Origin of the sequence: Vibrio sp. Y2-5, assembly GCF_014596725.1 — a bacterium.
Lineage (GTDB): Bacteria > Pseudomonadota > Gammaproteobacteria > Enterobacterales > Vibrionaceae > Vibrio.
The window spans coordinates 774,396-800,344 of the sequence record NZ_JACVEG010000002.1; the positions used below are offsets into that span (position 1 = coordinate 774,396).

Consider the following 25,949-nt stretch of genomic DNA (forward strand, 5'->3'; position numbering starts at 1 on the left):
GAGCGAGTAGAAGATTTTTATGCCGATATCGCCGTTGCCTTTCACTGGCCTCCTAGCGAAATAGACGCACTCAGCTACGACGATTTATTACTGTTCCGCGAACTCGCACGGCAGAGAACCCAACAAGAAGAGAGCGATTAGCTCTCTTTTTGCATTAAGGACACTGATATGAAAATGAACCTGTCTGTGGTGATGGGGATGAAAGACAAAGTTTCCGCACCACTGAAAGGCATGGCGAGTGAGTCAGACCACTACGCCAAAGCCATCAAGAAAATTCAGAAAGCCCAAGCGGATGACTCTGCGGCGATGGGTATGATTGGCTCATTCCAGAACACCAAAAAGGCAATGAACCAAAATACTATTTCCATTGCCGCCGCCAGTGAAAAGCTTAAAGAACTGCAAGCCAAAGCGACCGCAGCGGGTAAACCGACTGCAGCGCTAACAGAGAAAATTGCCAAGCAGCAAGAACGGGTCAACAAGCTCACCAATGAGCAAGACACTTATAAAAAACACTTAATCAAACTAGGCGGTGAGCTGAAGAAAACGGGCGTCAAAGTTCACGACCTAGATGGTGAAAACAAACGTCTTGAGAAAAGCTACAAAAAGCACGGAGCTGAAGTCACCAAGCTCAGTAAGAAGTACGCGATCTTAAAAGGCGCAATGTCACCACTGCAAAAACTAAACAGCAAAATACGCTTACCCAGTGTAGCTGGTGCGGCTGTTGGTAAAGGCACAGCGTTACTTGGTGGATTGAGCCTTGCAGGACTGGCTGCGGAGGTGAATAGCAGTGCCGCCGAAATGGACAAGCTCGCTAAGAAGTCCGCAAACCTACAACTGCCGATTAGCGAACTACAGGCCATGCAATCGCAAGCAGAACATGCAGGTGTCAGTTCCGACAGCCTTTCCGCATCGATGACGCGCTTCACCCGCCGCTTGGGTGTATTACAACAAACGGGCAAAGGCGCATTAGGTAGCTATCTTAAGCAGAGTAAGAACGGGCTGTTTAAAGATTTAAAAGGTGCTGAAAACAACCAACAAGCCTATCAAATGCTTCTTGAATCTTTCTCTAAACTGAAAACAGCGCAAGAACAAATGGCGTTTGCCGATGCCGCCTTTGGTGACAGTGGCCGTGAAATGCTCATCATGCTCCGTGAAGGTACACAAGGCTTAACGGCGGCACGAAAAGAACTCAATGACTTAGGCGGTGGCGCAACTGCAGAAGATGCCGCCAAAGCGGAAGCCTATAACGATGCTGTGCAGCGAATCTCTGAAAGTATTCGCTCCATCAAGTTTGCAGCACTTGCTCCCATTATGGAAAAAGCCACCAAGCTATTTACCGAGTTCACCAACAAATTCAAAAACGCCCAGTGGCGTACTGAGTTTATGGATAAGGTGATTCAAACAGTCAACGGGCTTTATCAAGGGTTAGAATTCCTAGGCAAAGGGCTGATTTTTGTTACGCAGAACTTCAAAGGCATTATTGCTGCCCTCGCCATTTTCAAAGTCGCGTTGATTGGTATTAACGCCGTGATCATGGCAAACCCTATCGGCATGATGGTCGCCGCTATTGGTGCAGCGATTATCGCGATCACTTACTTAGTCGATAAGTTCGTGGGTTTAGACAAAGTGATTAACTGGGTAAAAGAGCAATTCAACAGCCTATGGAACGGCATTAAAAAGCTCATCAATATGCTGCCAGATTCGCTCATCCCCGACGGCTGGAAAACGGGCATTAGCGAAGCAGGGAGCGAAGTTGATAACCTCGCGAACAAACTCGAAAACATTAAAGACAAGAACGCCACGTTGGGCATCACAACCAATGAAACCCACAACCAAACCGAGCGCAAGAAAACCTATGCCGACTATCAAAATAGCAGCCTGAAAACGCCAAGTACCTACGATCAATATCAACCTCTAAAGAACCAAACGTTAAACAGCAAATCGGAAGTGTCGCTGACCATTAAATCAGAGAAACCCGTGACGGTTGACAAAGCCAAGAGCGAGAAGGGCATGGATTTGAATCTGGATTTGGGTGATATGGGTTTTAGTTATTAAATGAACATAAGAGCAGGCTTCGCAATTTGTTCTTTGCTTTATGTTTCAATTCTAATCTTAATAAAACATACTTACATTTATGTATATAGCATTTTGCATTTAATAGAGTTCTTCGTTGTTATCAACGACGATATTAAAAATGGCTTCGACGAAATCGTTCTATAGAGCTTTTTCTCTTTACGCACCACGGGGCATCACTACCACTGAAAAGTTAAAATATGGATAGCAAATTGCAAGTTTAGCTAACCTTTAAATAAAATAAGTCTGTAACGGTAGATAATACTAAAGTTCCGAAGGAAACAGCCTTTAAGGAAATATATGTTAATAGAGAAGGTCTTTTGAACAGAATGGTTTTTAATCAAGAGTATATTCTGTGTTTGACCTTGATATTGTCCTTATTTTTATCATGCATCGATTTTGAAGTGGCTCCCCCCATTCTCTTGTAAGTAATTGATTATACCGGTGTGACAATATTAATCAGACATACTTAACAAATAACGCTGGATAGATAGTTTTTCGGGGACATGATAATGAAAGCCATCATTTACGTTAACCCATGTTCCATTTCGATCATACACACGTAAAGTTGGCAGCACTTTTGATTCTTCGCAACGCGCTGAAAAGGTAGATGATAGCAGTAAATGCGCTAATAGAGCTGGCTGTGTAAAGAGTAGGTTGGGACTCCAGTAAGGAACTTCAAATGTTTCACAGTGCTCTAGCTCTTCAAAATGTTCTAGACAAGAAACATTGTTTATTAACTTGAGTGGGTGGCATGTGAGTAAAACAGATAACGATTGGAAGCCGGATAATCCAATAACACCATAGCTATTTATTTGATTATCACCATTTCGCTCGAATTCTATAGATGTATATTTAAACCATTCCGATGAAAGACCATTCGCACAAGCGTAAAAATCAGTTCTATTTTTAATCACATCAAATGGCTTAACTTTAGTGCTATCCAACTGAGGTAAATAATCAAATATATTTAGTTTAGAACAAAATTCATTTAGGTATACTCTGAGAAGCTGAAATCTTGTTTCCGCTGCTAAAGCGTGCTCTTCTTCGTTTATTAGTGGTCCTAACTGATGAAAAATATCGTGGCTAGTCAATATGGCAGCGAATTTGTCACCATTTGAGCTATTTTTGTTGATCAAAATGGCTATTAGCTGTTCTATAGTATCAACATATGTTTTTAAATATCGCTCTGATACTTTCTTCTTTTCAGTCTTTACATAAACCAAACCAGTCCATATTAGTGATGCAGTAGCTACTATTGAAGCAAGCATCATTAAAATAAGTTGATGTATATTATTTACTTGACCATTCCATCTATTGAATACGATCATTATTAGGATGTACACAATTATTGTTAATGTAATTGTCTTTTGGAACATTTTATCTCCGTATGCGTAGGTGACTAAGTCTGAATATTTAACAATAGAAACTATTTAGTAAATAAGAACTACGACATATCTAACATATTAATGTTTTTTATTCCGTATTTGGACTGGAATTGTGAGCATTCTATATATATTTTTCAAATTCAGTGCATTAAAACTAGCGTTTATCCCAAAATGGTGGACTCACTGCCAGATTAAAGTTGGGTATTGAAATTAGGAAGGAGTGTGGGAAAACATCCGAACGGTATTAACCCAGAGCGAAAAGCGCATATTAGAAAAAACGGGCTCGCTAAAGCCCGACCATTAAGTAATACAAGATGGCAAAATGACAAGAAATGAATAAAAAGTCAGGGAAGTCTACGACCTTTAAAAACTCTCCTAAACTGTTAATTACATAAAAGAATGGAGGTTGCGAAATGTGTGGCAGGTTAAATGTAATTGATGATCCTCTCTGTAAGATTGTTTGCGAGAAGCTTGGCATCAAGTTCAAAACCTCAACCAATACCGACCTCCGTCCCACTCAAGATGTCGCCACTGTTGGTGTTCAACATGGCGAACTCATGCAACTTGATTTGCCTTGGGGCATCAAACCCGATTGGGCAAAGCGCATCATCATTAACGCACAAGCCGAAACCGTTTCAGTAAAACCCACGTTCGCGCAAGCGTTCGAATACAACCGAGTGATTGTTCCCTGTACTGGCTGGTATGAATGGCGGGAAGAGCAGGGCAAGAAGGTGAAGTATTTGTTCAGCCAAGGTGAGAAAGACGTTCTCTATATGGCAGGCATCGCACTTGAAGGCGGCTCAAAGCTAGTGACGTTAACCACCAAACCAAATCAACAATGCAGTGAGTATCACCACCGTATGCCGTTGTTAATCCCGAGCGACGCCATCGTGACGTGGATAAGCGGAACAGGACACGATGCTCACCAACTTCTAAGCCATGAGTTTGATGAAAGGCTCTTAATACGCGCCTGAAAAAGTGGCGACAAATATGGCGACAGCCGCCAGATTATGGCGACAAATAACGTGAAATATCGCTATTTTTACTGTTTTTATATACAGTTAAATATTTATAATATATTGAATATTAACAATAATGTGTTTTTGTATTAAGTTCTACGGAATGTCTTCTAAGAGCGCGATGGATAAGCACTCTGGTGGTGTTGCTGGTTACCGTGCAGCTGAAGGAAAAACCGTATTAATTCCGTTCCGTGGTCCGGTTGAAAATACCATTCAAGATGTGCTTGGTGGCGTGCGTTCAACGTGTACATACGTAGGTGCAGCCTCGCTTAAAGAGCTAACGAAGCGCACAACTTTCATCCGCGTACAAGAGCAAGAGAACAACGTTTACGGTAAAGAGTAAACTTCCAACTCTTCGAAAAATAGAATTATTGAGAGCCGCTTTTTGCGGCTCTTTTTTTGCCTCAAAATCAGCAAATGGAGACAAAGTGGCGACAGATATAAAACAGAGCAAAACCATAAGAAATAGAAGCATCCAACATTGCTAATGTTCAAACGCGAATAGATATATCTACTGAGCGCTACGATATTTGCTTTCCACTACGTAAATAAATGCCTTTAACTTGCCTCAATCTTATTTATTTTGTTGTCATTGTTTAGTGAGCGATAACAGCATTTGTTTTTTTGGAGTTGTGTTATGAGGGGTATATGTGGTGTTCATTTGCTCGCGGTATTACTTGGGATGGACTGTCATAAAACGTACATTATTGGAAAGCAAGTATTGAAATTGGTCGATTTCTCGCCTGACGAGCTTCTGAAAATAGCTTTTTTTAGATAACTGAGTAGAATGTTTCCTCTTCTGATTCACGGGTATTTTGAATGACAGTTAAGACCATTAAAGCAATAGATTTATTCGCCGGTGCGGGCGGCTTCACTTGTGCGGCGCATGATGTCGGAGTGAATGTTATTGCTGCGATCGAGTTTGATAAAGCTGCATCAGATACTTACCGTGAAAACTTCATTGAACGTGAAAAACGCGAAATTCTTTTGCGAGCTGGTCCTGTCGATGGAGATATCAACAACGTTAACCCCAAAAAGCTAAGAAAAGACCTAAAACTAAGACCTAGAGAGTTAGATTTAATTCTTGGTGGTCCTCCTTGCCAGGGTTTTTCCACGCATAGAATCAAAAACGCTGGCGTTAACGATCCAAGAAACCAGCTTCTATTACGCTATTTTGAATTCGTTAATGAATTTAAGCCAAAAGTGTTCTTAGTAGAGAACGTGGCTGGTTTATTGTGGAAGCGTCATAAAGACTTCCTAGATAAGTTCATTGGTCTTGCTGAAAGTGCTGATTACGTCATTAAGTTTAAAGATGTACTAAACGCAAAAGACTATGGTGTGCCTCAGAATAGAAAACGAGTTTTTATATTAGGTGTTAGAAAAGGCTTAGATAAAAAGCGTGACTTTCCTTTCCCGCCTGAACCAACACATTTTTCTCCGAGTTCTAAGCTTTTTCCTAAATGGGTACCAGCATCGAGCGTATTTGAAAAGATGCCAGAAGAGCTTTACGAAAAGTATTGGAAACAATATTTTAAAGATAAGTCCAAGTGGACTTATGATGAAACAATGCAAAATTTGGCGTCTCTACCGTATGGTAAGCCTTTTAAGAATCCAGACCCATGTGATGTAAGCATGAAACCTACGGCAAAGATGAAGCAAAGATTTATGGACACTCCGTTTAATGGCAGCAGAGAAGATGCTGGTGAAGAACACCGGCTGAAATGTCATTCAGGTGATTATAAAGGTCACAAAGATGTTTATGGCCGCATAATGATTCATCTGCCAAGTAATACCATTACCACAGGATGTAATAACCCATCTAAAGGTCGCTTTGTGCACCCCTGGTTGCATCATGGTATGACATTGCGTCATGCTGCTAGACTTCAAACATTTCCGGATAGCTTTAATTTCGTAGGAAGCACTACTGATATGGCTAGGCAGATAGGGAATGCTGTTCCGCCAGAGTTAGGAAAAATTCTCATTAGTGATATATGCAGTAGATTGAAGTAAATAAAGTGCCTACAATGTTAGGCACTTTTTTTATAAATAACTATCTGATATGACAGACAAACCAACAAAGAGATCTGTTTCTTTTAAGGCTCAAGCCAGAACGATAGATCACCTCGGCAAAGGTCAGATTGCAGATGCTCCAACTGCTGTAAGTGAACTTTGGAAGAACTCATACGACGCGTATGCGCGCAACGTAGCACTACACTTATTCGACGGTGATATTAAGTGTGGTGCAATCATTGATAATGGCTGCGGTATGACTTATGACCAACTGATTAATAGCTGGCTTACCGTAGGCACTGCATCGAAAACTCAAAAGAAATTACTTCCTGAAAAAGATAGATTTGGTCTTGAGGATAGATATACGCAAGGTGAAAAGGGAATTGGTAGGTTATCTACAGCGTTTCTAGCTCCAGTGACGTTAATTGTAACCAAAAAGATGAATACCCGATTTTCTGCAGTTCTAATTGATTGGCGTTTATTTGAAAATACTTATCTAGGCTTGAACGATATTAAAGTGCCTATGGAAGAGTTTGACCGCTTAGATCAACTACCATCAATATGTGCTGACCTACAGAAAGAAATGATACTTAACTTAGCACTAAACCCTGAATCAGAAGAAGAGAAATATCTACGCCGTATGTGGGAGCTCTTTACTGTCGATGAAGAAGAAGCTTTTGAATTACGCCACAATCCAAACAGCAAAGACATTTTTATTTCAACTGAAGAAAAAGTTAAAACTCTTTGTAATAACTTCATATTCAATCCAGAAATTACAGATAGCTGGCGACCACTATTAGATAAGGTTGAAAAATTAGATGGCGCAACACATGGAACTGCTTTGTACTTATTAGATCTTGGTAGAGATTTAGAACTCCTTACTAATCGCGGAGATATGAGTAGAGAGTCGACAGAATATCAAGATGTTAAAAAAGACCTAGTTGATACCCTTCGAGCTTTTGTTGACCCATTTAATCCAAACCGCTCAATTAACAATGAATTCCATTATGAAATATGTGGGTATGATTGTTTAGGCTATACATTAGGAGAAGAGAACCCAATTCTTAACTATGACGATGTTTTTGGTTACGAACAGTTTACAGGTTTAGAACATCGAGTCGAAGGCTATATGGATGAAAAAGGTTGGTTTCGTGGAGAAGTTACTGCATTTGGAAAGACGTTCCCAGATGTTGTAATTCCATGTAGATCACCGGGTATGGAAGCTTATACTAAAACCGGAGCATTTTGTTTGAAGTTTGGTACATTCGAATTTGAAATTTCAAAGTCAACGCATGACGTTGAACAGCATTCACTTCTGCGAGAACAAACTGAAAAATATGCTGGTTTTATGATTTTTCGCGATGGCCTAAGAGTTTTACCATATGGTAGAACAAATAATGACTTTTTCGGTATAGATGAACGCCGTAACAAAAATGCTGGTCGTTATTATTGGGCAACAAGACGTATGTTCGGTCAAATAGACCTCGATCAAAAAATGAATAAGCGTTTAGTAGATAAAGCTGGTCGTGAAGGCTTTGTTAAAAACCAAGCTGCTAGAGAATTAAAAGCACTATTCATGAACCTTCTTATCCAAGTTACTGATAGTTACTTTGGTACTAAATCTGATGAACGTAAATCAGTTTTAGAACAGTTAAGTAAAGAAAAGAGAAGGCTGACAAAGGCGAGGAATTTATCAGCTAGAGCTACAAGGGAAGCATTTAATAATGCACTCGAAACTAATCTCCCTAAGTTAAATATACAAGTAGAAAATGCACGTAATATTCATAAGGAACTTGAAAATGGCATAGAAATATCATTGCATCATTTAGATGAATTGGTATTGCAGATCAATAAACTGGACTCTCTCCGTCCAGATCTAAAGACACCTAATAAACCTGCGAGCTTGAGCGACTATCAAGAGGATCAATATCGTAGTTATAGAGATTTATTTAGTGAGCTAAGTGAATTGCTTCAAACATGCCGAGAACGCTTGAATAAAATTGAATCACTTAGTCAGCAACGTAGTCCAATGGAAAGCGCACAAACTAAATATGATGTGAGTGATTCTGCTATAACAAAACAAGTCAATCGTTATGCAAATTCAATCGCAACCAACCTAGAGCGCCTTCAATCCACTTGGAAGCAAGAAGTAAAAATGGACCGGGATTCGTTTAGGAATAAAGCTATTAGTATTTTAGACTCGGTAACTAATGCTAGTGATACTGAGTTTGTTCTAAATGAGCTTGATAAAATATATCGAGAATTATCGGATGATATTGCATCAAAATATGAAGGATTTTTGTTTGCCTTGGATAAGTTGGAACAGGGTATTGATATTGAATCTGCATTTAATCTTGCTGAAGAAGAAAGAGAAAATGCAGAACGTGAAATTAACCAAATTCGAAATCTAGCTCAATTAGGCATTAGTTTTGAAATTTTAGCTCATGAGTTAAGTGCGCAAGATAAAGCCGTTACTCGTTCTCTAAACTCTATGAGTTCTTCGGCAAAAAATGAAATTGGTTTTAAAAACGCTATGCGTGCACATAATCAGTTCACCGACTATTTACGTTTCTTATCACCTTTAAAACTATCAGGCTATCAAGCAAGAGATGATATTACTGGTCGTGAAATAGTTAAAAATATTTTGAGCTTTTTCACAGACCAATTTGAAAGACAAAATGTGCATCTCAAAATTAGTGATTCTTTTAAGAACATGAAAATAGTGGATGTTCAATCTCGTATTATCCCTGTATTTGTTAACTTGATTAACAATGCTTTGTATTGGGTTGGGATGGCAGAAGAAGAGCGTGTCATAAAAATAGATATCATCAATGATTTAGTTGTAATCGCAAATAACGGACCAGCAATAGACCAAGATGATGTTAAGAATCTATTCCAGCTTTTTTATAGCCGTCGTCCTAGTGGGAATGGTGTGGGCTTATATCTATCAAGACAGAACTTAGCTGTTGCTCGCCACAAAATCTGGTATGCGGAAAATCCAGAGGAAATGCTTATTAGAAACGGTGCCAACTTTGTTATTCAGTTTCGTGGAATGGAAGTGAAATAGATGCCAGAATTATATAGAAATAAAATTGTTGAAGCATTTCGTGATAATGCTATTAGGTCAGTGTTACTTATCGATGATGAGTATTTGCCTTTTGAGAAATTGGTATCTGCGCATACTTCATTCCAAGAAGATATAAAGTCAATTTCTAATGATCCTCAAGCTGGTATTGAAAAAGTAGAGACTGTGTATCAAGCAAAGCTAAGTCAACTACGGACTATGTTAGAGCAAGCAAGTGGTAGCCTGATGAGATCAGAAGTGGCTAAGGGTTTTGTAAGCTTCTTTCATAACAAAAAGCTTATCTGCGATGTTGAAGATGGAACAGAAATGCTGGATAGGGATAAAGTTCGAAAGAGCGACCTTATTGTATTAGATTATTATTTGCAAAATACCGATGTGACCGCAAATCCTGCAGAGTTTTCGCTGAAACTGATTGATGAGCTAAGCGAAAGCAAGCACATGAATATAGTCGTTGTCTATACAAAAGAGGATCTTGATAGCGTATGGTTTGAAGTTGCGACTACATTGAGAGGAAGCCATGAAAACAATGAAGCTGATTTTTTTTCTAATCAAGCATTGACCAGAGCGTGGCAAAACAATCACACAGATTGGGAAGATGAGTGGGAGCATATTGGATCAAAAGACGTTTATGATAAGTTTTTAAAATCAGAACACGATATAGCTGCATTAACGCAAGATCTTCAGGAAGTGTGTGATGAAAAAGGATTAGATTCGCCGAAGACCAAGCACGTTGAATGGCTCTTAGAACAGTCTATCAGAGGCTACAATAAGAATAGTTGTCCTATTTCTAATTTTGAAATTCATGGTCAACGCAAAAAGTGGTTACAGGCTGGCGACGTTTTTGTAGTTTTTTGTAGTAAAGATACTGTTGATGGCGATACTGTTCGAGATACTTCTCCTGAAGAAGTTTGGGCACTAATACAGGAAACCTTGATCGATTGGTATCCAAGCTTTTACCGTGTTGTTACTTCAGAGATTCAAAATCAGATTGAAGACGCCAATTTGTCGATGGAGAAAGTTCTTTCGGCTGGAACAACCGAACAAATTGCAGCTTTATGGGGCGTGTTACGAGTAGAGGATTCTCAAAGAGAGCGTGCTAGTAAAGAATTATTGAATCAATTACTTACAGATGTAGTAGATAAGATTCAAAATAGTTCAGAGTTGCTTGAATTTATAAAACAAACTGCGAATAGTGTTGATGAACAACTGCCTCTGTTTGTTAGCGAAAAGAATGATAGAAATAAATACCATAGTTATCTACAGAAAATGGTCTCAGCAGCTAGTAAAAATCTTAAAGTACCAGCCGAACAAATAGATCAAAAATTTCGTGGTCATGTGGTACATGCATTTAACGAGCAACTTAGTATTGAAAAAGAATTACCCGATCATATTTCTACTGGGGTTATTTTAAAAGATGTTGTTGAAGGGTCTTATTATTTATGTATTGCGCCGAGTTGTAACACCGTACCGAATCAAACTACTGGAAAAGTAGCGGATCGAATGAAACCTCACAGACCCATGCGCTTTATAAGAATGGCTGACGTTAGTGATAAATTGTTGGATAAGCTAAAAGTTGCCCATCAATCAGATGTTATATTTTTAACTGACGAGAATAATAGATTAGCTCTTGGAGTATACGAAAGTAATGATGTTCCAACGATCGAACAAGGTGTTGTAGTTCACCATGACACAGCTCTAATTGCTAAGGGTGAAACTAAAGATGTACAATTTTTGACTACTAACCCGGCTACATCTTTGTTGGAGGTGGAAACTAGGAAGTTTAAACTTGTGGCTAAGTTACGACCCGGATTTGCATCTAGATACCAAAATTATCAAATTCAATATGAAGCTCGTATTGGCGTTGATTTAGTGAGTGCTAATATGAAATAAAGAAAGCGGCTATAAGCCGCTTTCTTTTTCTTCAATCTTCGTCAGCAAGTTTAACGTTAGCTCTTCACGACCTTTACCGCTATGCAGTCTTCTATGGCAGTTAGGGCAAACACCGGCACAGTTTTCTGGCTTATCTTTCCCGTGATCGACAAGTCTAACCAAGTGATGGACTTCTAAGAATGGTTTACCTTCTTCGGTTTCAAACGGTGCTGGCTCGTTACAGCATTCACAGATACCAGCTGCACGCCTAAGTACCCAGGCTTTGACTTTCGGGCATCTTGCAAAGGTTATAGTTTGAGTTATCGACGTAGAAGGTTTGGCATTTCCTTCAGGCTTTTCCATGGTTTTGCTATCGGTCGAATCACGTACTTCAGCTTCAAATGCGGCTTTCCCTTCACATGGCTTGTTCTCTAACTCAGAAATAAATTGCTCGATGAGTTTTACTTGTTGAGCTGTAATATTGCGCTTAGGTTTTAAACCCGTTGCCCAAGAACGCCCAAGTAGTTCAAACACATACGATATGTTTTGCATTCTGAACTCATACGCTTTCGCGCCACGTTTGAATTTACGGCTTAAATCTCTGTATACCTGAGCTTTATTAAACTTTGTGCCTTCATGCTCTAACTTAAGCATGTTGATGTACTGGTTTACCGATTCTTTTAACTCAGAATCTGACCATGGCATACCGTCTTTTAGGCGTATTTCAAAGCCTAGTTCTTCAAGAACAGTGAAACATGGGCTTTCTATACCACCAGTGAAATGGGTTGCTAGCACTTCCATTTGAAGTAGCTTGCTCACAGCCAAACCAAAAATGGTTTTTGGTGGATATGGCTGATCGTTGATGATTAAGTCGTAAGTAGTCGAATGAGAGTACGACGGTATAGTCTTATCCGCTTTTAAAAACTGTTCTACTGAATCGAGTATGTCTTGGCTAGTTAATGGTTCAGCTAAAGTTTTAAGGCGAGCTATTCGCCCATTACTATCAAACTCTACTTGAGCCACCTAAACCCTCTCCATCACCAATGCAACTCTACCCACAACCTTCACATCACCCTCATCAACGGTAATCGTTGAGCCATTAAAGCTAATAGCTAGCTTCTTGACCGATAAGCGTTGGATTTCGTTTAGGGAGTTTGTGACGTTCATATTCTGTTAATAGCTCCACGTGAAATCGAACGATAGAAGCCTTATACGTATCGTTCGTTCATACACTCAATGGTTTACAGAATAGCATCATGTATTCATATCAAGTAATAAATAATATTCCTTTTTTGACTTATGGACAGTTCTCTCAGGATAGGTTGTACAAATAAACTAATTAAGCTGGTTACCACTCTTTTCGAGTTAGCGGGTTAACCATTTATTAATGGGGTACACCAGCTTATCTATCGAACTTCAGTCGCTCGTTATTCCTTACTTCGAAGGATTCCCCAAAACTTCCTCTGCAATTTCAACAGCGTGTTTGAGTTTGTTCCATTGCTCCTGTTCTTGAGGATATTGCCTTCTTCCTTCGATGCGAAGCCGCATTGTGGGCTCAAACGTAATTGCTCAAGGGAGATGTATTTTGTAGCTTCTTGAATACGTGATTTTAAGTATTCTTTCGGTTCAAGTTCTGGGGATTTAGAGGTAACTATACCTAGAACAATGAACAGGTCATTTCTGGTGACGTATTTGAGAGGTTCAAAACCACCAGAGCGCTCATCGTTATATTCTAGGAACAAGCCATCAACTTTAAGTTGTCCAAAAATGGTTTCCGCTGATGCTTCATATCCACCTGAGCCAAAATAGGTTGATCGAAAGTTTCCGCGACAAATATGCATGGTGATAAGCATATCCTCTGGTTTGTTTCTAATGGATTCGTTCAGCAGGTATTCAAAAATGGCGAGTAGCTTTTCAGTGTTGTAACCAAGCTCATTTAGGCTCTTTATCCCTTCATCAGAAAAAGAAGGACGTCCATGAGGTGTCATTAAGTTGCAAGTAATGGCATCCCTTATCGTAAAAGGCTGGATGGCACATTGATAGGTTTAAATTAAGTCGTTGATGAATTTTCCTTTATTATTTTGGTCATGTTGTATATGAATTTATTTCACTGTGGCTGATGTAAGACTAATGCCGTGTTTTAACGTTTATTCGTTACATATCAAAAACACATTTTGATTCGAAGATGCTAGTATGGCTCTCATTGAGCAGTATTGAGAAGGTGTCAGGAAGACGTATGGCTAAAGCAGGCATATCGCTAAAAGGAACGAAAGTAAGTACGTTAAAGAAGAGTCGCACAGCCATAGAACCCGGTGTTCGTAGGCGGAAGAAGTTTGACGATAAAAGACAGTTTATTCTGGAAACGGCTCTCGCTGTGTTCTCGCAGTATGGCTTTCACGGAACAACGATTGAACAAATCGCAAACAGTGCTGAAATCTCTAAAACCAATCTGTTTTACTACTTCAAAAGTAAAGAAGAGCTTTACTTAACCATCTTGGAAAACATCCTTAACGACTGGCTTACCCCAATTGCTGGTTTTGATGAAGTGGATGATCCGAAAACCGCGATAGAAAACTATATCCGTCTTAAGTTAGAACTCTCTAGAGATCAGCCACAAGCTTCACGTCTGTTCTGCTTGGAGATCATTCAAGGTGCTCCGATTCTCAAAAATTACTTAAATGGTGATTTGAAAAACATCATTGAGGAGAAATCTAAAGTCATCGAACGTTGGATAAGCCAAGGTAAGATTAAGCCCGTTGATCCAACCCAACTGATTTTTACTATCTGGTCGACTACGCAGCACTACGCAGATTTTAGTGTGCAGGTTAAGGCGATTACGGGTAAAGACCTGACCAATAAGAAATTTTTTGAAGATACCTGTCAGTCTATCCAAAATATTATCTTTAATGGCATTGCTTAACGCTTGAGTAAGCGCTTTTTATTCTTGCTGTTTTAGCTTCGATAGGTCACCAAAGGGTGGCCTTTTTCCTGTCTATTAGCCACACTTTTTAGATCTTGCCCTTAATCTGAAGGGGAGAACCAAGAACACATGTTCTTTTCCTTTTTTTTGTCATTTCACTGGCCATCTCTGTTCCTGAATTTACTCGTTTACCTGCCATTTTCTGTTCGCCTTTGTGTGTCTTTTGAGTGTTTTTTGTGCACTTGATTAGTGCTTTTGCACCATTCCAGTTGTTCCAAAACAGACCAAATGGTCTGGTTTTGTGTTGGTTTTTGACTTATCTATTTGTTTAATAACGAAAATAAATTATTGGCACAAACTTTGATTTAGATCAAAGCGAGGAAGCAAATATATGCATGGTTAATTACAAGGAGTTTTATATGCAGATTGGTGTTTTCATTCCTATTGGAAATAACGGCTGGTTGATCTCGGAAAATGCACCTCAATACATGCCGACTTTTGACCTGAACAAAGAGATTGTGCTGAGGGCAGAGCATTACGGATTAGATTTTGCTCTATCGATGATCAAGCTGCGTGGTTTTGGTGGCAAGACTGAGTTTTGGGAACACAACCTAGAGTCATTCAGTTTAATGGCGGGTCTTGCTGCGGTAACGTCAAAAATTCAATTGTTCGCGACTTCGGCAACCTTAACGCTGCCACCGGCGATTGTTGCTCGTATGGCTTCCACCATTGATTCAATCTCTCACGGTCGTTTTGGCGTTAACTTGGTAACAGGCTGGCAAAAACCGGAATACACCCAAATGGGTTTGTGGCCGGGCGATGAGTTCTTCTCTTCTCGCTATGATTACCTTTCAGAATACGCGCAAGTATTACGCGACCTTTGGGATACCGGATCTTCAGATTTCAAAGGTGACTATTTCACCATGGAAGATTGCCGCGTGAGCCCTAAACCTCAGGAAAAAATGAAGATCATCTGTGCAGGTTCCAGCGATGCGGGTATGGCATTTTCAGCTAAATATGCCGATCACAACTTCATCTTTGGTAAGGGTGTCAATACGCCTAAAGCGTTCGCTCCACAAGCAAGTCGTCTGCTTGAAGCAACTGAAAAAACAGGTCGTGATGTGAGTTCTTTCGTTCTGTTTATGATCATTGCAGACGAAACGGATGAAGCTGCACGTGCGAAATGGGAACACTACAAAGCCGGGAAAGATGATGCTGCTCTGGAATGGCTGGGTGTTCAAGCTGCGCAAGATACTACGTCAGGTAGCGATACTAACGTGCGTCAAATGTCGGACCCGACTTCAGCGGTCAATATCAACATGGGTACTTTGGTTGGGTCTTACGAAACCGTTGCCCGTTTGTTGGACGAAGTGGATGAAGTGGAAGGTACAGGCGGCGTATTGCTGACTTTTGATGAGTTTGTTGAAGGTGTAACTGCGTTTGGTGAACGAATTCAGCCTCTGATGAAAACCCGTCAACACATCACGGTTCAAGGAGAATATGCAGCATGACCAAGCAGTCTATTTCTGGCTACTCACTGAACACGAGTAAATCCGCGCAGGCAATACTCAACACCGAGCCTGAAAAGCTTGCCATCAAACCGAGTGAAACGGCTCTGATTGTGGTGGATATGCAGAATGCGTATGCAAGTAAAGAAGGCTATTTGGATCTAGCAGGCTTTGATGTGTCCGGTTCGGGGTCTGTTATTGAAAACATTAACAAGGCCATTGATGTCTCACGCAAAGCCGGAATCCAAGTGGTTTTTCTGCAAAATGGTTGGGATAGCAATTATGTCGAAGCAGGTGGCGAAGGTTCGCCAAACTGGCATAAATCGAATGCGTTAAAAACCATGCGTAGGAAGCCAGAGCTTTCTGGCCGCTTCTTGTCAAAAGGTGGTTGGGACTACGAACTTGTCGATGAAATCAAACCGCAGCAAGAGGACTGGATTATTCCAAAAACTCGCTACAGCGGCTTCTTTAATACCAACTTAGACACCATGTTGCGCTCTCGCGGAATCCGCAATCTCGTCTTTACCGGCATTGCAACCAACGTCTGTGTTGAATCGACATTACGTGATGGTTTTCATCTTGAATATTTTGGCGTCGCACTCTCCGATGCCACTCATCAGGCTGGGCCGAGATCTGCTCATGAATCCGCGTTACTAAACATCCAAACCTTTTTTGGCTGGGTGACAACAGTAGAAGACTATTCAAACGCTTTGGAAAATTTTGGCTAAATAAGGAGATTACTATGCCTAAACAAACTGTACTTCCCGCAGGAACAGGAAAACCGCTTGCCCCTTATGTCCCAGGCTCTATGGCAGATGGTGTGTTGTATGTTTCCGGAACACTGCCTTTTGACAGTGAGAATAACGTGGTTTTTCCCGGAGATGCAGCAGCGCAAGCTCGTCACGTGCTCAGTACAATTCGCAGTGTTGTGGAAGAAGCTGGTGGCACAATGGACGACGTTACCTTCAACATGATCATGATTAAAAACTGGGCGGACTACGCCGCGATTAACGCTGTGTATGCAGATTTCTTTCCGGGTGAGAAACCGGCTCGCTACTGCATTCAATGTGGCTTAGTGAAAGAAGAAGCCTTGATCGAAATAGCTTCTATTGCACATGTTGGTAAAGCATAAGTTGCTTCGTCTCAACACATTGAAAGGGTAGAGCAGCCTATGTATTACGAAATTCATGACGATGGTCAGGACAACAAAGAGACGGTGATTCTCTCTTCTGGTTTGGGTGGTTCGCACAGCTATTGGCATCATCAGTTACCTCTGTTGAAAAGTCGCTTCCGAGTGATTGTGTATGACCACTTAGGCACAGGTCAAAGCCAAGGTGACATTCCGCAAGGTTACAGCATTGCGGATATGGCTCACGAAGTGGTGGAGTTACTGGATCGCACCGACAGCGAACGTGTTCATTTCATTGGTCATGCGCTCGGTGGTTTAGTGGGGTTGCAACTGGCGGCTGAGTTTCCGAGCAGAATATCAAGTTTGTTGCTGATTAACGCTTGGGATAAAACCGACGAACACACCAAGCTGTGCTTTGAAATCAGAAAGTCGCTGCTGCGAAATTCTGGTATAGAGATGTTTTTCAAAGCGCAACCACTGTTTTTGTATCCCGCGGAATGGATGAAAAACAATGCTGCTTTGTTGAAGGAAGAAGCGGATAAGGTTCTTTCTTCGCCTTTCAATGAAAGCAACTTACTGAGAAGAATCGCGGCGGTGGAAAATTTCGATATCTCTGAAAACATCGATTCTATTCGTTGTGTGACAGGCGTTATCGCAAGCTGCGATGATTTACTGGTGCCATATTCCCGCTCAGAAACGTTACACAAAATGCTCAGCCACTCTTTGTTTTATTTACTAGAGAAAGGGGGGCACGCCTGTAATGTCTCTGACCCGGAAACGTTTAATAAAACGATGCTTGATTTTTATAACGAGATTTAAGGAGAAATCCGAATGAACGAGACGATGGATTCGTCAGCGTTAAAGCAGTTGTTTACAGAAGCGAGAACGCACAACGGCTGGTTGGATAAGAAAGTCAGCCAAGCGCAGATTGAACAATTGTATCAACTCACCAGCTTAGGGCCGACGTCGGCAAACTGTTCTCCTGCACGCTTTGTTTTTATTACCACAGAAGAGGGCAAGCAACGTTTAGCGCCGACATTATCAAGCGGTAATTTAGATAAAACAATGACCGCTCCTGTGACAGTGCTAGTGGCTTATGACCGCAAATTTTATGACGAATTGCCGACTCTATTTCCTCACGGTGATGCGAAAAGCTGGTTTACTTCAAGCGAGGAACTGGCTCAAGAAACTGCGATGAGAAACAGCTCTATGCAAGCGGCTTACATGATTATGGCGGCGCGGGCGATGGGGCTCGATACGGGGCCACTTTCGGGCTTTGATGCTAAAGCAGTCGATGAAGCGTTTTTTTCAGGTACAAGCTGGAGCGTCAATTTAATCATCAATATCGGCTATGGAGACGCTTCTAAGTTGTATGGTCGTCTACCTCGCTTACCGTTAGAAGAGGCGTGTTTGTATGTCTAATTTAGCTCTCAATATTCCTTTTGCTTTGGCAAAAGAAAATGAACTCAACTTTACCCCGTTTACTGACACCGACGATAAAGGCGTGAAACTTTACCGAGACGGAATGTCAGGGCTTGGTGCGTCTGTCAATGTCATTACGACTATGGTTGACGGCGCTCCGGTTGGATTTACAGCCACAGCGGTAACCAGTGTGACCGATGCACCGCCGACACTGTTGGTGTGCTTAAACCGCACGTCTTCAGTTTTCGCTTTGTTTGATAAGGCAGAGTTTCTGTGTGTAAACACATTGGCAGCAGGGCAGGAAACGGTATCGGGTGTGTTTGCCAGCAAACTCAATCAAGCAGAACGTTTCGATTCAGTGGAATGGCAACAGTATGTCACAGGTTCGCCAGCGTTAAATGCTGCTTCAACAGTTTTTGATTGCCGCATTTCATCCCGTACATCGGTAGGAACTCACGATGTGTTTTTCTGTGAAGTTCTTGGAATTGGCCAAACGGAACAAGCGTCAAATTTGGTCTACTTCAATCGCCAGTATCACAGCCTTGTTTAACAGGCTTACTTATATAAACGACTTAGGGAAGGAGTTCAGCAATGACGATTTCTATGGATACGTATTACCTATACGGTTTTTGTTTTAACAATCAATAAATGCATTAGTTATCAAAGGGCAATAGTTCTCACAAGACAAAATAGTTATCAACTTCACGTTTCATGTTTTCCAGAATTAAACGAGTGGTTTAGTGGTTCATTTGATTTATTTGGATAGGTAGCAACATAAAGCCGAAGGGAAATAATCAATCTCAATTAGGAAGAGGGGATTCAAATGAAAACGGAAATAAAGCAAGTGGGGGATTTCTACGAATTAGAAGTCGGTGAAGACCTCATCTCTAGCAAAAATTTCAACAGTGATTTAGCACCAACCAAGATCAAAGAGCGAACGTGGAACAAGTTCAACATCGCGGCTTTGTGGGTCGGTATTTCCATTTGTGTGCCGACGTATACTTTGGGCGGCATATTAACAAACTACTTTGGTTTATCTGTGGTTGAGGCACTACTCACCATTCTTATTGCCAACATTATTGTACTAGTGCCTTTAACGCTGAACGCTTTCGCAGGAACGAAATATGGTTTGCCATTCCCTGTCGTACTTCGTTCTTCGTTCGGCATCATGGGCTCAAACGTTCCATGTGTGATTCGCGGTTTTGTCGCTTGTGGTTGGTTTGGTATTCAAACCATGTTTGGCGGTTTAGCTATTCATCTGTTCCTATCAGAAGTTTCTCCAGGATGGGCTTCTTTAGGTGGCGTGGGTGAAGTGATTGGCTTCTTTATCTTCTGGGCGCTGAATATTGGTGTTGTACTTAAAGGTGCAAACTCAATCAAGTGGCTGGAAACATTGTCAGCACCGTTATTGTTGATTGTGTCGCTTGGCCTGCTTTTCTGGGCGAGTGATAAAGTGTCTTACACGGAACTGCTTTCGACGCCAGCCAATCGCCCTGAAGGTGAAGGCTTTGCTAAGTACTTTATGTCTGGTTTAACCGCAATGGTCGGCTTCTGGGCAACATTGTCACTCAACATTCCAGATTTCAGCCGTTATGCAAAATCGCAAAAAGATCAGATAGTAGGCCAAATCATGGGGCTTCCGCTTACCATGTTCTTGTTTGCTTCACTTGGTGTGGTCATGACGGCCGCTTCTGAAACAATGTTTGGTCAAACCATCTCAGATCCAATCACTCTTATCGGTCAGATTGACAGCCCGTTTTTAGTGGCTGTTGCAATGGTGATGATTGTGATTGCTACGCTATCGACCAATACTGCCGCGAATATTGTGTCTCCGACTAACGACTTCCAAAACATTTCACCGCAGCATATTGACCACACCAGAGGCGTACTGCTTACGGGTGCAATCGGTATTTTGTTGATGGGATGGGAGCTATTGAAAAAAGTAGGCTTGGTGGAATCAGATCTGAGCGTAGAAGCCTATATTTCTAACTGGCTATTGGGTTACTCAAGCCTGCTTGGTCCGATTGCTGGCATCATGATTGTAGATTATTTCCTAATTAAGAAGCAGAAATTGGATGTGCTTGCGCTCTATAAGGAAGATGCGTATCCGGCATTTAACTGGGCTGGTTTCGTCGCGTTGTTGGTGCCAGTCTCCTTTACAATGATGGCGATTTTCTTCAACGTAATGACGTGGTTCTATGACTATGGCTGGTTTACAGGTGCTTTCAGTGGTGCCATCTTGTACTACGTTATTTGTAAGTTCACACCTCAGTTGGTGATGAAAACGTCGCTGGAAAAAGCGTAAACCGTCGTTTGAAGGGTATGGGGGCATTCCCTATACCCTTAATTGACTCAAGATTTAAGGGATAAAATTGATATGGGCAAAGTGGTATTTATAACTGGAGCAACGTCGGGTTTTGGACGAGCAGCCGCGCGGAAATTTGCGTCTGAGGGCTGGGCGTTAGTCATCACAGGCAGACGAGAAGAGCGTTTGCAAGAGCTGGCGGCAGAGTTGTCTGAAACCGTTCCAGTACATTACCAAACACTCGATGTACGTAGTAAAGAAGAAGTGGACGCTCTGGTTAAGTCGTTACCCGAATCTTTCAAACAAGTAACCTGCTTGGTGAATAATGCGGGTCTTGCTTTATCTCCAAACCCTGCACAAACCGTCGATATTCAAGACTGGCACACCATGATTGATACCAACATCACAGGGCTAGTCAATGTGACTCATGCGCTGCTTCCCACATTGATTGAAGTGGGCAAAGGCGCGTCGATTATTAACGTTGGTTCTATTGCAGGTCAGTGGCCTTATCCGGGGAGCCACGTTTACGGAGCAAGCAAAGCTTTTGTGAAACAGTTCAGTTATAACTTGCGTTGCGATCTTTTAGGTACAGGTGTACGAGTGACAGACTTGGCTCCGGGAATTGCGGAAACAGAGTTTACTCTGGTCAGAACCAAAGGCGATCAAGCAGCGTCTGATGCGCTTTATGCAGGCACTCAAGCGTTAACCGCCGAAGATATCGCAGACACTATGTTCTATCTAGCGACACTTCCTGCACATATGTGTGTAAACCGCTTGGAAGTGATGCCAACGGCACAGGCTTGGAATCCTTTCGCTATTCACAGAGAAAGTTGAATTTCCATTTACGAACTCATATCAACGTATTTTTAAAAGGAATTAAAAATGGAATTGAGTGCAATTGAAGCGATCATCGAAGACATCAGTCAAGGAAAAATGGTGATCTTAATGGACGATGAAAACCGAGAAAATGAGGGCGATATTATTGTCGCCGCTGAGAAGATAACGCCTGAAATTGTTAACTTTATGGTTACTGAAGCTCGTGGTTTGTTATGTCTGACAATTACTGAACAGATGGCGCAGCAGCTAGAATTGCCTCTGATGGTGAAAAACAATACAGAGCAGTTTGGCACCAATTTTACGGTTTCAATTGAAGCCGCAAAAGGCGTGACAACGGGTATTTCAGTACACGATAGAGCGGTTACGATTCAGACCGCTGTCTCGCCAAAAGCAACGTCCAAAGATGTGGTTTCTCCGGGGCATGTTTTTCCGGTTGTCGCGCGCGAAGGTGGGGTATTAGTACGTCCCGGTCACACCGAAGCAGGGTGTGATTTGGCAAGACTGGCTGGTTTGGCACCATCTTGCGCGATTATCGAAGTATTGAACACAGACGGTACCATGGCTCGCCGACCAGACTTAGAAGTCTTCGCCAAAAAGCACAAGATCAAACTAGGGACTATCGCTGATCTCATCGCTTACCGACTAAAACAAGAAACACCGCAGGAGCTCGTTGCTTAGCGTTAGCTGCTTAACGTTAGCCTCTTGTGTGGAGGGTTTAGGAACCACAGTGTTGTGATTCCTAAATAGCAGTGATTATCTCTGAGAGCAACAATTACCCTAGAGTGGTATCCAATATCATCATCAATGCAAAACCTATCATCAAACCAATGGTCGCTAAGGTTTGATGACCGTTTCTGTGTGTGTCTGGAATGACTTCATGTGACACAACAAATAGCATTGCGCCACCGGCTAAGCCTAAGCCAATAGGATAAGCAATCAATAATCCACCAGCTAAACTCACGCCAAGCAAAGCACCAATCGGTTCAAGTAGGCCAGTCAGCGCTGCGACTAAAACGGATAATCTCGCATTGAATCCCGCCGCTCTCAGAGTTACGGCTACGGCTAAACCTTCGGGAATGTCTTGCAGAGCAATGGCGGTGGTCAGTGGAATACCTACAGAAAGGTCACCCTGCGCATACCCGACACCGATCGCCATCCCTTCAGGGAAGTTGTGCAGCGCTATGGCAAATACAAATAGCCAAGCGCGGCTGCATCTGTCGTGCCCCGGACCACACGGTCCTGTTTCCATATGTTCATGAGGAGTGAAAACATCCAAACCTAGCATCAGTGCAACGCCGATAGCCATGCCGAGAATCACGATCATGCCACCGAGAAATCCATTATCAAAAAACGCAGTGCCAGCTTCAATACCGGGTAATAAAAGTGAAAAGGCAGAAGCGGCGAGCATCATTCCGGCTGCGAATCCGAGCATGCAGTCAGAAAGCTTTTGTGGAATATCACGAATGAACAGGGCTGGTAACGTGCCGACTGCCGTGGCGAGAAAAGCAATGCCGCCACCAACGAGAGCATATTGCCCGTTTAGCTGTCTTTCACCAGTTAAGGCGTGGAATAGGAAAAAGGCGATTAAAAGCAAAGAGACGATCAGTCCACCCGCCATGACTGGGTGCTGGTTTGAGTGTCCTCTTAACACTTCAGCCCATGACTGTTCTTGAGTGTGGTTCATAGAGTCAATCCTAGAGATTTAGTAATAGAAATATACGGTTGTTGCATGCTCACATGTACCTTTACCCAATGTAGCAAATATACCTAGTGGCAAATTTCAACTTTATCCTGCTCTTTTAACTGGGATATAGTTTTAACTGGGATATAGTGGTAGCCCATACGGTTTACGTTGCTTACATAAATCGAGTAGTCTGGGTTTATCTTCTTATTATTTAACGCTTAATTAGGACCAATAATGACACAGTTTGTTTATTTGTCTAACGCATTATCAGGGACAATTTCACGCTATAAACTCCATCAGGGTGAGCTTACATTGCTTGGCGAAACAAAGGTAGGTTACATGGTGATGCCAATGGCAGTAAGCCCTTGTCAAAACTACCTTTATGCTGCCATTCATAGCGAACCGTTTCACTTAAAGCAGATGAGAATTGATCCGCAGACAGGCGATCTTACTCTTGAAGGTGAATCACCCGTTAACGAGGGTCTGGTCAGTTTAACCACGGACAAAAACAATCAGTGGCTGTTAGCATCATCATTCGATCAACATAATGTTATCGCTAAATCTATGAACGAAACTGGGCATTTAACCGAAAACACGGTAACTATTGAGCACAGCAGTGCTTGCCATACTTGTCTGTTTAGTCCAGATGACAAATGGATGGTGGCGACAGAATTCGGAGTAGACAAAATACTGGTTTACCCGCGACCGAACTCAGATGGAAAGGTTGATGAAGCTGTAGCGAGTTATCAATTTGCCAAAGACGCTGGCCCTCGGCATATTGCGTTTTCGCCGTGTGGCGCATTTCTCTATGTAGTGACGGAAATGGACGCGACCGTTGTTACATTAACGTTTGATTCTGAGACTGGCCAATTGGCATTCGTTGCAGAATCACCAGCGATACCAAGAGAAGCATTAGGGTTGGAAAGGGGACTTCCGCCAGCACAAAAAGTGGCTAATGATGTGCCAAGAGTTTGGGCAGCAGATATCCATATCACAAAGAATGGTCGGTTCATTTATGTATCAGAGCGGACATTAAGTGTGATCACATGCCTTGAAGTTGATAAAGAGACGCACATCCCTCATTACAGACATCACCATGAGGTTGAAAAGCAACCTCGCAGCTTTATCATCTCACCGGATGATCAATACATTTTAGCCAGTGGTGAATTGGCTGATGAGCTGGGCGCTTACTCTATCGATGAGAATACAGGAGCACTGTGCAAAGTGTCTGCCGCACCTTGCGGTGAAGGGGCTGGCTGGGTTTCGATGACGGATTGTCGCTTGTCTTAGTTCACACTTTGAGGCACTCTGCTGTTTCAGTTTGGTTAAAATTTGTTTATGCATATGTACTGAAATCGCTTATATGAAGAGCCGGTAGAATGTATCAGTGATGCGTGAGTAGCGTTATAAGGATAATGGATGTCGATACGTGATCGGTTCTTAGCTCTTGCCATTGTTTTGGTGTGGGGTGTTAACTTCGTGGTTATCAAAGTTGGCTTGCAAGGAATGCCGCCTCTTCTTTTAGCTGGGTTACGTTTTGCGTTTGTCGCTTTGCCCGCCATTTTCTTTATTAAGCGTCCGCAAGTGCCTTTGAAGTGGCTGGTGGCTTACGGTTTAACCATCAATTTTCTGCAATTCTCGTTGCTTTTCTGGGCGTTAAAAGTAGGTATGGCGGCAGGTTTAGCCTCTTTGCTTTTACAAGCACAAGCGTTCATTACTCTCGGTTTTGGCGTTTTGCTGTTGAAAGAGAAAGTACGCATTCACAATATGGTTGCGGTGTCTGTTGCTGGCGCGGGGATATATCTTCTCGCGGCAGCTCAAGGACATGATTCAACGTCATTAACCTTATTCACATTGGTTTTGATTATCGGTGCGGCAGCATTTTGGGCTTTGGGTAATATCGTGAATAAAGTCATCATGCAACGATACCCTGTGCCGACCATGTCGCTTATCGTATGGAGTGCACTCGTCCCAATGGTTTCATTCTTCATTTCCTCATATGTGATTGAAGGACCTGAGCTTATTGTTGAGTCGTTGGTCAATATTCAATGGCATAACATCTTCTCCATTATTTACTTATCACTATTGGCGACAATTCTAGGATACGGCGGTTGGAGTTACTTACTCAGCCGTTATGAAACATCAATGGTTGCACCGCTTTCTCTGCTTGTCCCTGTATTTGGGTTGCTAAGCGCATGGGTACTGCTTGGTGAAAGCCTAAGTTTGTATCAAATAATTGGCGTGGTCGTTATCGCAATGGGGTTAGTGATCAACGTATTTGGCAAAAATTGGTTTGGTGTGAAAAGAGTAGACAAAGCGCCAGCGCTTGATAAATAAGAGCAAATCAACAGTTTCGAAAGTGAGGGTCGTTAATTCGACTCTCTACGTTTAAAGGTAACCCCCAAGCACATCGTATTCTCAGGATGTTGTCCTCGCTTAGTGTCGGCAAGCATTTTTGCAGCTTGTTGTTTCATTTCTATACCCTCATTTCTTTATCGAGATAGCAGACCGACAGTACTTAGTTATTGCTCAACAGAACAACTTGAGTTGCCACGACTTTGATTGCAAATAGAACTATAAATACTAGCAATTATCATTTACATAGTGTTACCATCTGACCCTAAAATTAACTCGGATCTTGTCTGTTAATGACGGTGAAAGCCAATATTAATAAGGTCTGGAGATTAAGCGATATTCTAA

Annotated in this window: 21 protein-coding genes and 3 pseudogenes; 19 read left to right on the forward strand and 5 right to left on the reverse strand. The window is 41.9% G+C overall.

The window, feature by feature from the left end; genetic code table 11:
• Nucleotides 1-27: 27 nt before the first annotated feature.
• Nucleotides 28-141 carry a GpE family phage tail protein gene (locus HUO09_RS08680; protein WP_258006829.1) on the forward strand — a complete coding sequence of 38 codons (114 nt, stop codon included), beginning with the start codon at nt 28-30 and terminating at the stop codon, nt 139-141.
• A gap of 27 nt (nt 142-168) precedes the next feature.
• Complete coding sequence (locus HUO09_RS08685) at nt 169-2,055, forward strand: hypothetical protein (protein ID WP_188233686.1); 1,887 nt, start codon at nt 169-171, stop codon at nt 2,053-2,055.
• 473 nt (nt 2,056-2,528) lie between these two features.
• Here the strand turns inward: HUO09_RS08685 and HUO09_RS08690 are convergent, their stop codons facing one another.
• A complete protein-coding gene (locus tag HUO09_RS08690; RefSeq protein WP_188233687.1) occupies nt 2,529-3,452 on the reverse strand; it encodes a hypothetical protein in 924 nt (307 codons plus the stop codon).
• Nucleotides 3,453-3,874: 422 nt separating this feature from the next.
• Between HUO09_RS08690 and HUO09_RS08695 the strand changes: the two genes are divergently transcribed.
• The 5 genes and pseudogenes from HUO09_RS08695 (at nt 3,875) to HUO09_RS08715 (ending at nt 11,465) form a co-directional block, all read left to right on the forward strand.
• Entirely contained in the window at nt 3,875-4,435 is a 561-nt protein-coding gene (locus HUO09_RS08695) for an SOS response-associated peptidase (protein ID WP_188233688.1), read from the forward strand.
• A gap of 133 nt (nt 4,436-4,568) precedes the next feature.
• A pseudogene (locus tag HUO09_RS08700) lies at nt 4,569-4,823 on the forward strand (IMP dehydrogenase); the annotation flags it as partial.
• Nucleotides 4,824-5,299: 476 nt separating this feature from the next.
• The gene (locus HUO09_RS08705; RefSeq protein WP_188233689.1) at nt 5,300-6,490 is read left to right on the forward strand and encodes a DNA cytosine methyltransferase; all 1,191 of its coding nucleotides are present in this window, start codon (nt 5,300-5,302) and stop codon (nt 6,488-6,490) included.
• A gap of 49 nt (nt 6,491-6,539) precedes the next feature.
• Entirely contained in the window at nt 6,540-9,557 is a 3,018-nt protein-coding gene (locus HUO09_RS08710; protein ID WP_188233690.1) for a sensor histidine kinase, read from the forward strand.
• Entirely contained in the window at nt 9,558-11,465 is a 1,908-nt protein-coding gene (locus HUO09_RS08715) for a response regulator receiver domain (protein ID WP_188233691.1), read from the forward strand. It abuts the gene before it with no gap.
• 9 nt (nt 11,466-11,474) lie between these two features.
• Here HUO09_RS08715 and HUO09_RS22540 read toward each other — a convergent pair whose 3' ends face one another.
• From HUO09_RS22540 to HUO09_RS08725, 3 genes and pseudogenes are all read right to left on the reverse strand, one after another.
• Nucleotides 11,475-12,467 (reverse strand): HNH endonuclease, encoded by a 993-nt coding sequence (locus tag HUO09_RS22540; protein WP_188233692.1) that lies wholly within the window; start codon nt 12,465-12,467, stop codon nt 11,475-11,477.
• A pseudogene (locus tag HUO09_RS22290) lies at nt 12,468-12,596 on the reverse strand (bacteriocin); the annotation flags it as partial. It abuts the gene before it with no gap.
• A 275-nt stretch (nt 12,597-12,871) separates the two neighbouring features.
• Nucleotides 12,872-13,432, reverse strand: a complete 561-nt coding sequence (locus tag HUO09_RS08725; protein ID WP_223159349.1) for a hypothetical protein — start codon at nt 13,430-13,432, stop codon at nt 12,872-12,874.
• A gap of 248 nt (nt 13,433-13,680) precedes the next feature.
• On the opposite strand from HUO09_RS08725, the gene rutR reads away from it, so the two are divergent.
• The 10 genes and pseudogenes from rutR to ribB all read left to right on the forward strand — a co-directional run.
• The gene (gene rutR / locus HUO09_RS08730; RefSeq protein WP_188233693.1) at nt 13,681-14,364 is read left to right on the forward strand and encodes an HTH-type transcriptional regulator RutR; all 684 of its coding nucleotides are present in this window, start codon (nt 13,681-13,683) and stop codon (nt 14,362-14,364) included.
• A gap of 419 nt (nt 14,365-14,783) precedes the next feature.
• Nucleotides 14,784-15,875, forward strand: coding sequence for a pyrimidine utilization protein A (gene rutA, locus HUO09_RS08735; RefSeq protein WP_188233694.1), 1,092 nt, complete (start codon nt 14,784-14,786; stop codon nt 15,873-15,875).
• Entirely contained in the window at nt 15,872-16,600 is a 729-nt protein-coding gene (gene rutB / locus HUO09_RS08740) for a pyrimidine utilization protein B (protein ID WP_188233695.1), read from the forward strand. The genes rutA and rutB overlap by 4 nt, the downstream gene beginning before the upstream one ends.
• 14 nt (nt 16,601-16,614) lie before the next feature.
• The gene (gene rutC, locus HUO09_RS08745) at nt 16,615-17,004 is read left to right on the forward strand and encodes a pyrimidine utilization protein C (RefSeq protein WP_042481033.1); all 390 of its coding nucleotides are present in this window, start codon (nt 16,615-16,617) and stop codon (nt 17,002-17,004) included.
• A 39-nt stretch (nt 17,005-17,043) separates the two neighbouring features.
• Nucleotides 17,044-17,820 (forward strand): pyrimidine utilization protein D, encoded by a 777-nt coding sequence (rutD, locus tag HUO09_RS08750; RefSeq protein WP_188233696.1) that lies wholly within the window; start codon nt 17,044-17,046, stop codon nt 17,818-17,820.
• 12 nt (nt 17,821-17,832) lie between these two features.
• Nucleotides 17,833-18,423: a malonic semialdehyde reductase gene (locus HUO09_RS08755; protein WP_188233697.1), complete on the forward strand. Its 591-nt coding sequence runs from the start codon at nt 17,833-17,835 to the stop codon at nt 18,421-18,423.
• Nucleotides 18,416-18,973 carry a flavin reductase gene (locus HUO09_RS08760; protein WP_188233698.1) on the forward strand — a complete coding sequence of 186 codons (558 nt, stop codon included), beginning with the start codon at nt 18,416-18,418 and terminating at the stop codon, nt 18,971-18,973. The genes HUO09_RS08755 and HUO09_RS08760 overlap by 8 nt, the downstream gene beginning before the upstream one ends.
• Nucleotides 18,974-19,246: 273 nt before the next feature.
• On the forward strand, nt 19,247-20,728 hold the full coding sequence (locus HUO09_RS08765) for an NCS1 family nucleobase:cation symporter-1 (protein WP_188233699.1): 1,482 nt from the start codon (nt 19,247-19,249) through the stop codon (nt 20,726-20,728).
• Between the two features lie 72 nt (nt 20,729-20,800).
• Nucleotides 20,801-21,562 (forward strand): SDR family NAD(P)-dependent oxidoreductase, encoded by a 762-nt coding sequence (locus HUO09_RS08770; protein WP_188233700.1) that lies wholly within the window; start codon nt 20,801-20,803, stop codon nt 21,560-21,562.
• Nucleotides 21,563-21,610: 48 nt separating this feature from the next.
• Nucleotides 21,611-22,240 (forward strand): annotated as a pseudogene (gene ribB, locus HUO09_RS08775) (3,4-dihydroxy-2-butanone-4-phosphate synthase); the annotation flags it as partial.
• 97 nt (nt 22,241-22,337) lie between these two features.
• Here the strand turns inward: ribB and HUO09_RS08780 are convergent.
• The gene (locus HUO09_RS08780) at nt 22,338-23,249 is read right to left on the reverse strand and encodes a ZIP family metal transporter (RefSeq protein ID WP_167411692.1); all 912 of its coding nucleotides are present in this window, start codon (nt 23,247-23,249) and stop codon (nt 22,338-22,340) included.
• 234 nt (nt 23,250-23,483) lie between these two features.
• Between HUO09_RS08780 and HUO09_RS08785 the strand changes: the two genes are divergently transcribed.
• Both HUO09_RS08785 and HUO09_RS08790 read left to right on the forward strand, forming a co-directional pair.
• Complete coding sequence (locus HUO09_RS08785; RefSeq protein ID WP_188233702.1) at nt 23,484-24,539, forward strand: beta-propeller fold lactonase family protein; 1,056 nt, start codon at nt 23,484-23,486, stop codon at nt 24,537-24,539.
• Between the two features lie 129 nt (nt 24,540-24,668).
• Nucleotides 24,669-25,586 (forward strand): EamA family transporter, encoded by a 918-nt coding sequence (locus HUO09_RS08790; RefSeq protein WP_188233703.1) that lies wholly within the window; start codon nt 24,669-24,671, stop codon nt 25,584-25,586.
• Nucleotides 25,587-25,949: the final 363 nt, after the last annotated feature.

What these genes read in the sequence shown, in the direction of transcription:
- HUO09_RS08690 (WP_188233687.1), bottom strand. Translation starts at nt 3,452, where the DNA reads ATGTTCCAAAAGACAATTACATTAACAATAATTGTGTACATCCTAATA.
- HUO09_RS08765 (WP_188233699.1), top strand. Translation starts at nt 19,247, where the DNA reads ATGAAAACGGAAATAAAGCAAGTGGGGGATTTCTACGAATTAGAAGTC.
- rutA (WP_188233694.1), top strand. Translation starts at nt 14,784, where the DNA reads ATGCAGATTGGTGTTTTCATTCCTATTGGAAATAACGGCTGGTTGATC.
- HUO09_RS08685 (WP_188233686.1), top strand. Translation starts at nt 169, where the DNA reads ATGAAAATGAACCTGTCTGTGGTGATGGGGATGAAAGACAAAGTTTCC.
- HUO09_RS08780 (WP_167411692.1), bottom strand. Translation starts at nt 23,249, where the DNA reads ATGAACCACACTCAAGAACAGTCATGGGCTGAAGTGTTAAGAGGACAC.
- rutB (WP_188233695.1), top strand. Translation starts at nt 15,872, where the DNA reads ATGACCAAGCAGTCTATTTCTGGCTACTCACTGAACACGAGTAAATCC.
- HUO09_RS08770 (WP_188233700.1), top strand. Translation starts at nt 20,801, where the DNA reads ATGGGCAAAGTGGTATTTATAACTGGAGCAACGTCGGGTTTTGGACGA.
- rutD (WP_188233696.1), top strand. Translation starts at nt 17,044, where the DNA reads ATGTATTACGAAATTCATGACGATGGTCAGGACAACAAAGAGACGGTG.
- rutC (WP_042481033.1), top strand. Translation starts at nt 16,615, where the DNA reads ATGCCTAAACAAACTGTACTTCCCGCAGGAACAGGAAAACCGCTTGCC.
- HUO09_RS08695 (WP_188233688.1), top strand. Translation starts at nt 3,875, where the DNA reads ATGTGTGGCAGGTTAAATGTAATTGATGATCCTCTCTGTAAGATTGTT.
- HUO09_RS08715 (WP_188233691.1), top strand. Translation starts at nt 9,558, where the DNA reads ATGCCAGAATTATATAGAAATAAAATTGTTGAAGCATTTCGTGATAAT.
- HUO09_RS08710 (WP_188233690.1), top strand. Translation starts at nt 6,540, where the DNA reads ATGACAGACAAACCAACAAAGAGATCTGTTTCTTTTAAGGCTCAAGCC.
- HUO09_RS08785 (WP_188233702.1), top strand. Translation starts at nt 23,484, where the DNA reads ATGACACAGTTTGTTTATTTGTCTAACGCATTATCAGGGACAATTTCA.
- rutR (WP_188233693.1), top strand. Translation starts at nt 13,681, where the DNA reads ATGGCTAAAGCAGGCATATCGCTAAAAGGAACGAAAGTAAGTACGTTA.
- HUO09_RS08725 (WP_223159349.1), bottom strand. Translation starts at nt 13,432, where the DNA reads ATGACACCTCATGGACGTCCTTCTTTTTCTGATGAAGGGATAAAGAGC.
- HUO09_RS08790 (WP_188233703.1), top strand. Translation starts at nt 24,669, where the DNA reads ATGTCGATACGTGATCGGTTCTTAGCTCTTGCCATTGTTTTGGTGTGG.
- HUO09_RS08755 (WP_188233697.1), top strand. Translation starts at nt 17,833, where the DNA reads ATGAACGAGACGATGGATTCGTCAGCGTTAAAGCAGTTGTTTACAGAA.
- HUO09_RS08705 (WP_188233689.1), top strand. Translation starts at nt 5,300, where the DNA reads ATGACAGTTAAGACCATTAAAGCAATAGATTTATTCGCCGGTGCGGGC.
- HUO09_RS08760 (WP_188233698.1), top strand. Translation starts at nt 18,416, where the DNA reads ATGTCTAATTTAGCTCTCAATATTCCTTTTGCTTTGGCAAAAGAAAAT.